This is a genomic window from Paenibacillus sp. J2R1T-4, from assembly GCF_059692235.1.
This window is the reverse complement of sequence record NZ_JCAUBA010000008.1, coordinates 286,853-301,139: the sequence shown is the minus strand read 5'-3', so window position 1 is coordinate 301,139 and position 14,287 is coordinate 286,853. Positions and strand designations below refer to the sequence as shown.

At 45.3% G+C, this 14,287-nt stretch carries 10 protein-coding genes; 6 read left to right on the top strand and 4 right to left on the bottom strand.

All coding sequences use genetic code 11. The annotated features are described in order from the left end of the window. Nucleotides 1-514 precede the first annotated feature (514 nt). Nucleotides 515-1,987, bottom strand: coding sequence for an MDR family MFS transporter (locus AC58QD_RS16215; RefSeq protein ID WP_497334995.1), 1,473 nt, complete (start codon nucleotides 1,985-1,987; stop codon nucleotides 515-517). 230 nt (nucleotides 1,988-2,217) lie between these two features. Between AC58QD_RS16215 and AC58QD_RS16210 the strand changes: the two genes are divergently transcribed. After that, nucleotides 2,218-2,820 (top strand): TetR/AcrR family transcriptional regulator, encoded by a 603-nt coding sequence (locus AC58QD_RS16210; protein WP_497334993.1) that lies wholly within the window; start codon nucleotides 2,218-2,220, stop codon nucleotides 2,818-2,820. Nucleotides 2,821-2,864: 44 nt separating this feature from the next. Further along, nucleotides 2,865-4,433 (top strand): glycoside hydrolase family 26 protein, encoded by a 1,569-nt coding sequence (locus AC58QD_RS16205; protein ID WP_497334991.1) that lies wholly within the window; start codon nucleotides 2,865-2,867, stop codon nucleotides 4,431-4,433. 68 nt (nucleotides 4,434-4,501) lie between these two features. Here the strand turns inward: AC58QD_RS16205 and AC58QD_RS16200 are convergent, their stop codons facing one another. After that, on the bottom strand, nucleotides 4,502-5,836 hold the full coding sequence (locus AC58QD_RS16200) for a DHHW family protein (protein WP_497334989.1): 1,335 nt from the start codon (nucleotides 5,834-5,836) through the stop codon (nucleotides 4,502-4,504). A gap of 18 nt (nucleotides 5,837-5,854) precedes the next feature. After that, on the bottom strand, nucleotides 5,855-7,264 hold the full coding sequence (locus AC58QD_RS16195; protein ID WP_497334987.1) for an MBOAT family O-acyltransferase: 1,410 nt from the start codon (nucleotides 7,262-7,264) through the stop codon (nucleotides 5,855-5,857). A 225-nt stretch (nucleotides 7,265-7,489) separates the two neighbouring features. Here AC58QD_RS16195 and AC58QD_RS16190 point away from each other — a divergent pair, with 225 nt between their 5' ends. Further along, nucleotides 7,490-8,572: an HD-GYP domain-containing protein gene (locus tag AC58QD_RS16190; protein ID WP_497335019.1), complete on the top strand. Its 1,083-nt coding sequence runs from the start codon at nucleotides 7,490-7,492 to the stop codon at nucleotides 8,570-8,572. 47 nt (nucleotides 8,573-8,619) lie between these two features. On the opposite strand, the gene AC58QD_RS16185 is transcribed toward AC58QD_RS16190, so the two are convergent. Further along, a complete protein-coding gene (locus tag AC58QD_RS16185) occupies nucleotides 8,620-9,285 on the bottom strand; it encodes a flagellar brake protein (RefSeq protein WP_497334985.1) in 666 nt (221 codons plus the stop codon). Between the two features lie 211 nt (nucleotides 9,286-9,496). Between AC58QD_RS16185 and AC58QD_RS16180 the strand changes: the two genes are divergently transcribed. The 3 genes from AC58QD_RS16180 (at nucleotide 9,497) to AC58QD_RS16170 (ending at nucleotide 14,285) form a co-directional block, all read left to right on the top strand. Continuing rightward, nucleotides 9,497-10,237, top strand: coding sequence for a LytR/AlgR family response regulator transcription factor (locus AC58QD_RS16180; RefSeq protein ID WP_497334983.1), 741 nt, complete (start codon nucleotides 9,497-9,499; stop codon nucleotides 10,235-10,237). 228 nt (nucleotides 10,238-10,465) lie between these two features. Then, the gene (locus AC58QD_RS16175; RefSeq protein WP_497334981.1) at nucleotides 10,466-12,187 is read left to right on the top strand and encodes an EAL domain-containing protein; all 1,722 of its coding nucleotides are present in this window, start codon (nucleotides 10,466-10,468) and stop codon (nucleotides 12,185-12,187) included. A 16-nt stretch (nucleotides 12,188-12,203) separates the two neighbouring features. Continuing rightward, nucleotides 12,204-14,285 (top strand): ATP-binding protein, encoded by a 2,082-nt coding sequence (locus tag AC58QD_RS16170; protein ID WP_497334979.1) that lies wholly within the window; start codon nucleotides 12,204-12,206, stop codon nucleotides 14,283-14,285. Nucleotides 14,286-14,287: the final 2 nt, after the last annotated feature.

The window sequence follows — 14,287 nt, the reverse complement described above, 5'->3', positions numbered from 1 at the left end:
AATAAGAGCGCCTCCTTGATGGTGTTGGGTATGTAACCCTTGGACAAACCCATCATACCGAGGCGCTCCTTTTTTAGCAAAGACTGTTTCTTAGCCTTAACAGGAATGTTTCGGTTCCACTTTTCTCTAAAGCGCAGGTCTTGTAGAGATCGGTTAGCCAGTGCTAGTATAGGTAATTGGGGCGGAGTAAACGATATTTTCTTTTATAGCCAGTTTTACTATTGGTTATTGGCCTGGTTTTGAGGAAAATCGACTCATATTGCAGAAATAGGGGATAGTCCGATTGGCTAATAAGTGCCTGAATGATCAAATGATCCAAATAGACAGTAGTAACATGGCTTATCTGCAAATGGATGAACAGAGATATTTTGTAAAAAAAATCTAGCCCCTCTCAGCTTTTCATGGTTTGCGTTGGTAAAGTGTGGAGGAATGCAACTCAGCTAAAATGTTCACTACCCACAGAAAAAGCCTGTAACAGGGGGTCTTCCCCGCTGTTACAGGCTTTTAAACGTTATTAGTGGCTCATCATATGAACCGGATCCGGCTTCTCAGCGCCTTCAGCCGCGTTCTTCGGTTTGCGAAGCAAGAGAGCAATAACACCGCCCAATATTGCGATCCCAGTTAACACCAGGAAAGTATCCCCGAAGGAAAATGCATAGGATTCCACCAAGGTGTTGGATTTGTCCGCTGTATGTTCCTTCATTCGGCTCATAACGATTGTGGATAATCCCGCTACCGCGAAGGAAGTCATGACTTGCTGGGCTGCATTCGTGAGCGAAGTCACCCGGCTGACCAAGTTCTGCGGGGCCGATTGGATCAAATGTGTATTCAATGGCATCATGGAAATCCCCATCCCTGCGCCTAACAATGCTAGAGGAATAATCATCATCATGATTCCGTCATCTGCATTAATTCGCGTAAGGATGAATGCTGCACAAGTGACGATCGCCATTCCGGTCACGACGAGCGGACGGGCACCAAGACGATCGTATAGCTTACCGCCGATCGGCATGAACAGCCCCGCCGCGATAGCTTGCGGCAGCATAATCAGGCCCGTATCGAATGCGCTGTATCCCTTGGCTTGTTGAAGGAACAACGGAATCAAGAACATTGTCCCGAACAATGCGATCTGCGATATCCATTGCACGATAATGCCGCGCGTGAAGTCTGATGAACGGAATACCCGCAGCTCCAGGAGCGGCTGTGTCCGGCGTAGCTCAGCAACGATGAACAGAATCAAGGCAACACCACCCACAGCAAGACCGGTTATGGTCTTCGTCGAGGACCAGCTTGTGCCTCCTTCGCTCACTCCGTAAGACAAGGCCGCAAAGGCGATCGGAGCTAGCAGCATGCCCAACATATCAAGGGCTGCAACCGATTGACGCTCAATATTCGGCAAAGTTTTGATCCCGATAATAATACCGGCAATCCCAATAGGAATATTGATCAGGAAGATCCATTCCCAGCTTACGAAATCAACCATCCATCCAGCAAGTATCGGTCCTAACGCAGGAGCAAGCAAGATAGGAATTCCCATCATCCCCATAACAGCTCCAACTTTACTCGGAGGGCTTAATCGGTAAGTAAACGCCATCGCGATCGGCATAACCATCCCACCGCCGAGACCTTGCAGGATCCGGAACAAGATAAGCTGGTTCACATCCTGGGCAAAAGCACAGAGCAGTGATCCTAGTGTGAACAACCCGATGGAAATAAGAAATATTTTCTTGGCTCCGAATCGATCGGACATCCAACCAGCTAGCGGGATAACTGCTGCTTGCGCTAGCGCATAACCCGTTACCGTCCATTGCACGATGGTGAACGTGCTGCCGAACTCATCCATCAATTTGGGAAGAGCCACATTCACAGCCGTACCATCCAGGATGACCATGAACAGTCCAACGATGATGGCAATCAGAGGTGCCAGAATACTCTTAATAGAGAAAGAGTCATCCGTAGGCGTCCCTTTAATAGTACTTGAAGACATTGTTTCCACTCCTATCCTAATGAAAGCACGGGCGCGCTCCGATCTCTCTTTACATCCATTGACCGCCCCTTCAAATGAAGGTACAATGTAGACATATGGATCTTTATTTTGAGCATGCCTGCGTCTTTTCCGGACAATTGTCCGTTTAATCTGGATGATAGCGGACAATTGTCCGCTTGTCAATACTTATGTTAGCTATACTCACAACTATACAAAGGCAGGTGAACGGCATGGCTGTCCGCAAAGAACGTAAAGACGCTGTCGAACATCGAGCGCTTATTCTGAAGACCGCTCATTCTTTGTTCGCATCTCATGGTATTGATAACGTCAGTATGCATCAAATCGCGAAATCTGCAGGTATTGGTCAGGGAACTTTATATCGACGTTATGCGAATAAAAGCGACCTCTGTCTCGATCTCATTCAGGATAGCTGCCGCAGATTTATCGAGAAAATTACTAATTTGCTGATTGAGGAGCATACGCTGCCTCCTATAGATCGTATGGCGAATATGCTGGATAACTGGGTCGATTTCATTGAGGAGAAATCCCATTGGCTAGGAGTCATCCAGGCGGCAAGTTATTGTGAAGCGAATCGTTCCTTATATTATCATTCTCCACTCTATATGTTCCTCCACACCAATATGATGAACTTATTGGGTGAGTATGCTGAACTGAGTGGCAGAACCGATCTCGACCGCGTTGTAACCGCTCACGCCATTCTTTCTTCCATGGATCCGAATCTTTACACCTTATTACGACGTGAGCACGACTATTCACCGGACCAAATCAAATATAGCCTGCGCCAGCTTTTTCTGAAGCCTTTAACCCCGTAATCCCCGCTTAATGAGCCACAGTATCCGAGCGAAAGGAAATGCATATGCGGAATCGATTTACGTCGCGCAAGCTAGCCTTATTATGGAGCAGTTTGTCAGGTGTATTATTGCTTTGGTTGCTTGTTATAGTCCTTACAGACCGCGAGTCTGCACCTGTCTCTGAATCGTTACCCGCTCTTACCCAGCCGGCGGAGCCAGAGCTCCTTTCCTTTTGGCGTGAACAATTGTCCAAGGCAGAGCAGGCAGGGCAAGCCGATGTTGCAGCTACTTACCAGGAAAGGATTGCAGCGCATAGCTCCGGCTGGCCTGTCCTAACGCCGCTCTCCCCAGAATGGAATACCGGACCCACCGTGCCTCAGTCTTCCTTTGAGCTCTACTCGCGCCCGATCCTTGCACCTACTACATCCAAGACCGCGCCGACTCCTAACGCAACTCTCCCACCTACGAAACCGTTAGCCTTGCACGAACCAACTACTGGTGTTTACCTAGGCATGTTGGGCGCTGATCGCAGGGTAAGTTACGATGTGACAAAAGTAGAGTCGGTATACGGCCGCAAGCATGCTCTCTATCTCTCTTATGTAGGCTGGCGCAAAGTGCAGACGGATACCAACACATACTTCCCGGCACGGACGGCCGAGCGAGTGAAAGCTTTGGACGGCGCTCTGCAGATCGGATGGGAGCCTCGATTCGGCTTGGATGATGTAAAGGACGATGAGTACGTTCGCCGCTTCGCCAGAGAAGCCAAAGCATCCGGAATACCCATATTCCTGCGTTACGCTTCCGAGATGAACGGAGCCTGGGTTCTGTGGCATGGGGAACCGCAGAAGTATATTGAGAAGTTCAGACTCATCCATGACATCATGGCGGAAGAAGCGCCGAACGTAGCCATGGTATGGTCGCCTAATTTCTGGCCGCCAGACAATATGGATGAGTACTATCCTGGAGATGCTTACGTGGATTGGGTAGGATTCTCCTTATATACCTCCCCCTTGAACGCTGGTAAGGAACAGTTGAGCGGCTCTTTAATTGACACTTTTGCACCGCTCTATGACCGTTATAGCCATAAGCCGATCATGATTTCCGAAGGAGCTGTCGCTCATACATTCCTGCCGACGAACAAAGTTTACTGGAGCTGGGCGGAAGGACAGCTAAGCTATATGTACGGCCTTTTACCGCGTCTCTTCCCTCAAGTCAAGGCTATTACCTATTTCAACTTCAGCCGAGCCCAGGCCCAAAGAACGAATATGGAGTATGTGTACGACTTAGGCGAGAATCCTTACATGGACGCGTTGTATAGGCGATTGGTCTCTTCCGATTGGTTCCTGAGCTCGATAGAACCGGGAGCAGAAGCTGTTCCCTATCGATATTCAAAGCTGACCACCCGCTCTCTCCCTGCAGGAAAACATTCCGTTATTGTGTACCCCAAGCTGGAGAATGAGCAAGGCATCACCCCGTTCGCAGTAGCGTTATATCAAGGCAAGCAGCGTCTTGGAATCAGTTACGAGGCACCATGGGAGATGGATATCCAAGTCAATGACGCCTCAGCGCAAGAACCATGGTACGCGGTAGCTTATAATACGAAGATGGAGCCGATCTCCATCAGCTCCAAATAGAAAGGAGCGGTCATCAGGACCGCCCCTTTCTATTCATCTTTAGCTTTGTCATGAAGCTTACACAGGTTTCACTGTTTATCTAACAACATCTCGGCATAGCCTTCATAGATCGTAGTGGATATCCCATTAATGAACAGGATCTCGGTAATCTCCTTGCTTTTGACGAAGTCTAGAATACGCATATCAAAATAACGCAAATCTATAAAATACACTTGCTCATAGTGCGGCAGAAGAAAAGGGATGACCGGGCTTCCATAAGAATCTTTAATGACAAGAAGCTTTTTGCCATTTTTATTCTCCGTTGTGATTTCTCCCCATGGTGAATCTCCGCCTAAGAATACCGCATAACCCCCGCCTTCGCCTTCTCCATAGGAGATATCGACCACATTTCGCTCTAGCGGAACGTCATTGGACCAGTGAAGATTGTATTTATGAGGAACGTAAGGCTTGTAGATCGTAATGGTATCCGGGTTCTTCTTGAGGTTGTTATCCAGGGTTGCCGAATAGGCGCTGCCCAGATAGCCTTTTAGCTGCTCGGTATTCTCGTACTTGCTAAGCGGAACGGGAGTCATTCCGACCTGCTCCATGAACGCTCTATAGGCATAATAGGCGCCTAACGCCGTCCAATGATGGTCGGTGCGGAAATAAATATACTCATCCGTATGCTTACTCAGCTCTTTATGGGCATCCACGCCAGTAACATTAGGGCTATACATGCGGTTAACCTGGCTAATGGTTTCTTTTTGCGAGGAAGAGAGCCCTTTATATTTAGGTTCATTAATAAACTCGACGGCTGATGGAGCCAGCATAGAGTAAATTTTGATTTTGGGGTCAATATTTTGGCGGAATTCATTAATGCCCTTAGTCAAGGACTGCGCAGCCGCCGGAACATATGTGTATAAGGTCATCGCCCGATCTTTGAGCACCAAATAGCGTTCGGATTCCGTGTTCTTGACACCAGTGTTGTCTGCTTCAGCAGCAGGTGCTGGAGTTGGGGTTGGCGAAGAGTGTGCCCCTTCACCCTTGTCAGGCGTCCCGGCCCCATCCGCTACACTAGGCGGAGGCGCAACGGATCCGTCTTTGACCCGATCCTGGAACATGTTATTCCCGCCTTTTTGCACGACAATCGAAGCTTGTTCCTCGCCTGGCAATCCGCGAAAATCTTTGATCTGACTGCCAGCCTGCACCAGCGTATCCCGGAACACGAAATGATCTGCGAAATAATTATCGAACTCACGAAAATACTGCCCGCTCCATAAATGGGACATAGAGAACACTGGGAAAGGCTTAAGCATCCGCTTCTCAAGCTTGGACACGGCCTCCCCTTCTTTCGGAAGCAACAGATTCAAGCTGAACAGTATAAATATAGGAAGCAGGAACAATAGGAGGTTCATCTTTCTCATAGCCATCGTCCTTTGTAATCAGAATCGGAAATAGAGGAACGGGTTGTAAGTGCTGCCTACTAGCAAAGCTGTTGCAACTACAAGAATCAGGATATTCATAATGGGTACAAGAACACTGAATACCGAAGATAGATTCCATTGGAACCTGCTGGTGATGCGCCCTCTCAGCCAAGCAAACCATGGTGTAGATGCTACAATGGCGATAACAACAAGGACCAGATTATCCTTAACTACAATTTGCAGCTCTGTCGTAATCCACGTACTGCTGGTAATCCCGAACATGACTCCCAGAAACTGAACACCTTCTCGCAAATCCGTAAAATAGAACCACACCCAACCAACCAGCATGGCAACGAGCAAATAAAGGTGGGACAGCCACACAGGCAGTCTGTTGAATATTTTGTCCAGAAATGCTCTCTCCAAATATATCAAAAGTCCGAAATACAAGCCCCATATAATAAAATTCCAGCTGGCACCATGCCAGAAGCCGGTCAGAAACCACACCACAAACAAGTTTCTCAAATAAAATCGTTTGTTGCCTCCCAAAGGAATATACACGTAATCGCGGAAAAATCCACCGAGCGACATGTTCCACCTTCTCCAGAAATCGCTAGCCGACTTGGAGATGTACGGGTAATTGAAATTTTCCCGCAGAGTGAAGCCAAACATTTTGCCCAACCCAATCGCCATATCCGAGTAACCAGAGAAATCAAAGTAAATCTGCAAAGCAAATAAAATAATGCCAAACCAGGCGCCCCATATACTCGTCCCTGCAGCACCGCCATCCAGCACGTTGGAAGCCGTCTCGCCGATAATATTTGCTATAATCACTTTTTTGCCCAGCCCTATCATGAAGCGGTTAATCCCGTCTGTGAACCCTGTCAAAGAGAACACGCGCTTGCGAATCTGCTCCTCAATGTCAATGAATCGGATAATGGGGCCTGCAATCAAATGCGGGAAGAAAGAAACATATAAGAGCATCTGCATTGGCGATTTGGGTGCTTTGATCGAACCCTTGTACACATCTACGGTGTAGCAAATAATCTCGAACGTAAAAAAGGAAATGCCAATAGGCAGCCCAATGTCGGAATACGGAATATCCATACGCAGCCAATTATTTACATTATCCACGAGGAAACCGGTATACTTAAAGTAACTCAAGACAGCAACGTTCAAAGTGATTGAAAAAACAAACAATGGTTTGGCTAGCTTAGTATGCCTGTACTTCTCTATGAGCAGGGCAAACATATACCCGATGAGCGCACATGCAATCAGCAGAAAGATCCATCCCGGCTCCCCCCACGCATAGAAAGCAAAGGAGAATACGATTAACACCCAGTTCCGGTATGTGATGCTTCTGGTAATGTAATACACGACTAACAGGACAGGCAGGAACAGGTACAGAAATATAAGACTCGAGAATACCAAGCTAGCGCACTCCTTTGTATGGGCCCGTGCCAAGGAACCAACGGTGATCTTCTGTAAGTAGGTGTAGCCTATTTGTATTCTCCATCTTGCATCATTTACCCTTTAAGTTCAATTCATTGTTATTTTTGTATGAAATAACTATAGACTAAAAGTCCTAGTTCTTTTAAACTATTTTGTGAACGCTTGCAGATAAGAACCTATACAAATTGAAATTAGGTGGTTGTTCTGAGGAGAGCAAATATTAACTCGCTTGAGCCTGGCGTTAAATTAGCCAGACCCATTTATACGGAAAACGGATCAACTCTGATCGGGATAGGCGTGGAATTGAGCCAACGATTTATCGACCGTCTTAAGAGCTTGGGAGTCGATTACGTATATATCGAAGACAAGTGGACGTTAGATATAATACCGGAAGATGTACTGCGGGATGAAACGAGAAAAAAGTCTGTCGACACCGTCTTTACAACGATGACGGCACTTATGTCGGCGCCCCATGCAAAAAGTAAATTGGCTATTGCCAATATAGGCAGCACCTTCTCGGATTTATTCAAAGAAATACTGAATGACTTGCCCAAAAGGAGCGATGTTCTTGTCAATCTTATCAACTTGCATTCAAAGGACGGTTATTTATTTCACCACTCTGTAAATGTAGCTATTCTCGCTGGGGTAATGGGGATGGCGAAGGGATATAATCGAAATCAGCTTATTGAGCTAGGGGTAGGAGCACTACTGTTTGATATAGGAATGACCGTATTTCCTGATGAGCTTTACATAAAGAGTACAGATCTTACCAGTGAACAAAGAGTTCGAATACAGAGGCATACGGAAGAAGGCTTTAATATTTTACGGCGTCAGTTCGACATCTCCTTGTTGTCCGCCCATTGCGCACTTCAGCATCATGAAAGGTTTGACGGAAGCGGGTATCCGCGGGGCATATCAGGGAGCGATATTCACGAATACGCCCAGATCGTCGCTATAGCGGATGTATATGATGCCTTGACTTCCCCTAGGCCCTACAGAAAGCGGTATAGTCCCAGCGAAGCGATCGAGTATTTGTATGCCAACGGGAATCAATGGTTCGACATTCAATTAATTAGAGAATTTTGCAAACACATTGCCATTTATCCTGTATCCACGACTGTACTATTGAACACGGGCCAAGTCGGCGTGGTATGTCATGTTAATCCATCTATCGCACATAGACCCATTGTACGAATTATTCAAGAGGCTGCTGGCGCCGAATGTACTAGTCCCTACGAAATCGATCTAAGCATTCGGAATAATATAACGATCACCCAAACTATATAAAGAAAAAACGAGGCTGTCCCCTAGTAATTGTCGGGACAGCCTCACTGTTAGAAGACAATAGCGTTACCGGCTTGACGCAAAGCGAAATCCAGTTTCAGACGGTCAAATACGAATTCGATAATCCTTTGACGAAGCGATTCCTCAAGAGAAATGAATTTAATCGAGCACAGACACCCTTTATTTTCCTCGTCGCTTTTATGTATGCTGATGACTTCGGCTTCGGCATTTACATGGATTAGCTGTTTGTCTATATTCAGTTCGAACTGCACCTCGACTAAAGAGCCGGCGTTTAATGGGCTATTTAACGGAATCCACGCGGAGAGACCACCGCCGGAAAGGTCATTCATTGTGGACGGAACCGATATGGACGAGTTCAGGATCGCAACCGGCCAGGAGACGGGAACACGAACGTTTTCTCTCCTTTGATGACGCTCAATAATATGAGGACATTTCAGAACAAGCATATGGCTTCCCTCGGCAACCGGTACATCATCAACAACGGTTTCAAACCGGCACGGAATATCTTTAGCATCGCGATAATCAAGAATCACCTTGGTTCCGGCAGAAAGTACGGTAGCCAAACGATCGATCTTAGGTATACTTACATATAGATGATGAGAATCCATATTGTATAGGCTGGACTGATACGTGCCCTTCTCTTTTCCATCCGGTACGATCATAGTAAATATATGGCCTACGACAGGCAAATACATGATACATCCGCTCCTCTTTCATTTCGAATAGTAAAGATATCCAAATTGATTATATATCAGAATTCCTGAATTTGTCCGAAAAAGTTTTCGCAAATGAGTCCTCGTACCCATTGTGTTTTTATCGGATGTGACAATGTACACATTCTGGTTAAGAAGGATATCAATAAGCTTAAGATGAAGTATGAACACAGCATAGATGCGGAGGATTCAGATGGAGAAAGTTAGAATCATTGTTGCCGAAGATGATGAAGCATCCAGGAAGGTCATCGTCAGGCTATTAGAGGCTCTTCCTTATATCGAAGTCGTTGCCGAAGCAAAGGACGGTCAGGAACTGATCCGTCAAATTCTGACGGAAGAACCGAATCTGGTTCTGCTTGACATCAATATGCCAAAAATAAATGGAATTCATGCGATCAGAGAATGTATGAAAACATTTCCAGAGATTAATATGATCATCATATCGGGGCATCCAGAATATGCGATTGACGCCTTCAATCTTTCAGCGATTGATTACTTAATGAAGCCGGTCGAAAGGGTACGACTCTATCAAGCTGTTGAAAAAGCCAGGCAATTGATCCAAAAGAAAAAGGAAGAAGAATGGAAACAACTTTACAAGTTAAAGACAAGTAATGAGAAACTGGTTGTCCACGCAGAAGGCATGATTTACTTTTTACAGCTGAAAGACGTCTTCTTCATTGAAAAAGTAGGTAGAAAAACTTTATTGCATACAGCAAATCAAAAAATAGAGATTCTGGGAACATTGGGAGGGTTATTGGAACGACTTGACCCCTCCGTTTTTTTCCAGACGCATAGATCTTATATAGTCAATTTCAATCAAGTTTCGTGCATACAACCTTCCGGGGACACGAATCTGGTATATTTCCATGACTATAAGGAGCCCGCGTATATTTCAAAAAACAGAATGAATGATTTGTTAAAATTTTTAAAATAGCTCCTATCTCCTTAACAACAGTCCCCTACTATAGGCGGGCTGTTTTTTTAGGTCTTTAGTATTATATATTTGTGTCAATTGCTCCGTTTTCTTGTTGAAAGGCCAATAATTCGTCATGAACGGCATGTAAAATAGGTCCAAACTCCTATTATTCCGTTAGACAATATTTCCAAAATAAGCTAAATTGGGAATAGGCGAAACATCAATTGCGAAAGGGGTTCTTAGCGGGTGGATGAAATAAAAATTGTAATAGCGGACGATCACGAGCCCTCCAGGAAATTTATCCGCAGATTTCTTGAATCCATGCATCAAATTACGATTGTTGCTGAGGCAGCGGATGGAGAAAGCTTACTTAGACTTGTCGAACAATACAGGCCAAACTTGGTTCTGGTTGATATTAGTATGCCGAAATTGAACGGAATCAAGGCTATTAAAGAGTGTTTGAAGATTCTGCCCCAGCTTAAAGTTATATTCATTACGGGTCATAATGAATATGCCGTAGAGGCATTTGATATTTCTGCCGTGGACTACATTGTTAAACCGATCCAGAGAGACCGCCTGATTACCGCGATTGAAAAAGCCAAAGCCATTCTAAAAATGAGTTATGAGTTGACTGAAGCTCTTTATCAAAAAGAGTATATGGCCTTCCACGATATTCTGAGCGGCTTGCCAAATCGCAAACTGTTCGAAGACAAAGTCACAAAAGCTATAACGCTGGCTAACAAACATAATTATATGGTCGCTATCCTATTCTTCGGTCTGGACAGATTTAAATACATCAATGAAAGCATGGGACATACGTTCGGGGATTTGCTGCTTCAAGAGGTCGCGGAAAGACTCCAGAGATGCGTTCGTGAAAGCGATATCATCTCCCGGCAAAGCGGCGATGAGTTCACGATTCTGTTAAATCGTATCAGCCATCAAGATGATGTCATTAAGGCTACGGAGCGAATTTTCAATGCAATCGGCACGCCATATCAGCTGAAAGGCCACGAAATTCATATAACCGGAAGCATGGGCATTTCCCTCTACCCCAATGATGGACAAACCGTCGAAAATTTGATCCAGCAAGCCGATACTGCGCTGAACCGTGCTAAAGAGACAGGGAGAAACAACTATAAATTTTTCATGCCGGAAATGAATGAAAAAGTGTCCAAAAAAGTGATTATGGAATCTGCCTTACGGAAAGCTATAGAGCGGAATGAGTTCATCCTCTACTACCAGCCTCAGGTGAACATTGTAAACCAACAAATCGTGGGGATGGAAGCCTTGATCCGTTGGGAGCATCCCGAGCTGGGACTTGTTTCACCGCTAGAGTTTATTCCATTGGCTGAAGAATCCGGGTTAATTTTTCAAATTGGGGAGTGGGTGCTGCGTACGGCCTGCAAACAAGCGAAAAGCTGGCAGAGGACTGGCTATCCAAACCTGAGATTGTCCGTCAACTTGTCGATTCTCCAGTTCCACCAAGAAAATTTGATTCAAATCATTTCTGACGTGCTGCAGGAAACAAATTTCGATCCGAACAATCTGGAGCTTGAAATTACGGAAAGTGTTGCCCTGTTTAACGAAAAACAAGTGCTCGATAAACTGGAAGATATGAAACAGTTAGGGATTCGAATCGCCATCGATGATTTTGGAACCGGGTACTCCTCTTTAAGTTATCTAAAAAAATTCCCTGTGAATACCCTAAAGATCGACAAGGTGTTCATAAGGGACATTATGACAGACTCGGATGATGAAGCATTGATCGCCGCCATCATTGCGATGGCCAATAAAATGAAATTCAACGTCATTGCCGAAGGCGTTGAAACAGAATCGCAATTATCTTTCTTAAGCAGTCTGCAATGCAGCGAGGCACAAGGGTACTTATTCGGCAAACCGCTGCCCCCTGATAAATTTATTGACCTCGTCAACGATTTCTCAATGGATCCTAGCAAAGCCGTAATTTAATGAGGAGGCTGCCCCTTTGAATCAAGAACCTTTATTCATAACAGAATCTAAAAAGAAATGTATCGAGCTTGGGATGGACCCAGGAAGGCTCCCTTCGTTCTCCAATGTATTAAGCCATGAGCAGTTGTTGGGTAAACGTTCGGAATACGAGGAGATTTTGACCGTTGTCCGTTACTTTGTAAATAAAACATTGGATCTCATGAAAGGCTTCCCGATCCTGATCGTTGTAACCGATGAAAATGCATCTATTCTGGAAATGGCCGGCGACAGTACGATTAAAAGTACGATCAATGCGATCGGCATCAAAGATGGTCTGCAATTCGAGGATAATGTTACCGGAACGAACTCCATCACACTTGCTTTGCAGCATCGCCATGTCGTCCAACTGGTCGGCGCGAATCATTTTCACCAGTTTCTTCATACCTCGGCTTGTTACTCTGTACCTTTTCAATATACCGATGTCAAACAATTATTAGGCACAATCTCCATCATGACGGCCGTGGAACTTCATCACCCGACTTTGCAGACCATGCTTTGCACGGTAGCCGACTCCATTGAGAGAGAGCTTCTCCTGCGGAAACAAAACCAGAGGCTGCATATTTTGAACCAAATCATGATCGAGTCAACAAGAAACGGGATCATAGTAACCGATAAGGAAGGCACCGTCACTGAGTTTAATGAATTCGCGCAAAGGCTGACCGGATTAAGAAAAGAGGATGTTTTGCGGAAATCAGTCCGTACCATACAACCCGCCGGCGATTATTTGTGCAGCCTGTTACAGAACGGCAATAAATTCGAAGACGTACAGATGATATTCGAACAAACGCATGAACTGAGGAGAAAAATTTGTTTGTTCGACGCCCTCCCTATTTACGACGAAAATTCCGTTCTGGTAGGAGCATTCGGACAGTTCCGGGACATCACCGACAGCTTCGAAGCGAAGGAAGAGGCTGAAAAAGCGAGCAATGCCAAATCTCAATTCCTATCCTCAATGAGCCATGAATTGCGTACACCTCTTAACGCTATTTTGGGCTTCGCCCAACTGTTAGAGTTTGAAACGGCCGAAACACAATTGGATGATGTCCAGGAAATTATTAAAGCCGGTAATCATTTACTTGAGCTGATCAATGAAATCCTGGATTTGTCCAGAATCGAGAACAACAAAATGCAAGTTACTTTGTCCACCGTAGACGTGGATTCCTTAATGGAAGAATGCCTGTCTCTTATTCAGCCGCTTTCCGAAGCGAAGAAGATAGGGCTTTATTGGAAGCCATTTGCTGCTAACGTTCAAGTATCCGCCGACCGTATTCGCCTTAAGCAAGCGTTAATCAATCTATTAACGAATGCGATTAAATATAATATCGACGAAGGCAGCGTTACGGTCATCGGGGGCACCCCCGACAATAACCGCTATCGATTGAGTGTCGTGGATACAGGCTATGGAATGGAGGAATCTGAAATTCCTTTCATATTCCAACCCTTTCATCGGCTCCCCAAACACAATGCCATTGAAGGAACAGGGATTGGCTTGACGATTACAAAACAACTGATTGAGCTGATGGGCGGAAGTATAGGAGTCAAGAGTCAGCCAAGCATAGGCAGTGAGTTCTGGATTGAGTTAAATATGATTCCCGATAGTGAATTGGATGGGAAAGATACTCCAGTGTCCGATTTGACTGGCAATAAGACTTCTCCCGAGGAAAAGATGTTCACCATCCTTTATGTGGAGGATAATCAAGCAAATCTGACATTAGTAACCCGTATTCTCAAAGGGAAAGCCAATATCCGGCTGCTCGCTTCCCCCAATGCGCTGACTGGTATAGAAATGGCTCGGTCTTACCGGCCCGATCTAATTCTTATGGACATCAATCTCCCAGACATTAGCGGATTCGAGGCATTCATCCGTCTGCAAGCATTGGATACTGTAAAGGATATTCCGGTCATCGCCATAAGCGCCAATGCAATGCCTACTGATATCAAAAGAGGAATGGATCTTGGCTTTATGAATTACTTAACCAAACCTATCAATGTCCCAGATTTCATCAAACATATAAATGATGCTCTCGGAACCGGTGAAGAAACGTTAACCATACATTAAGC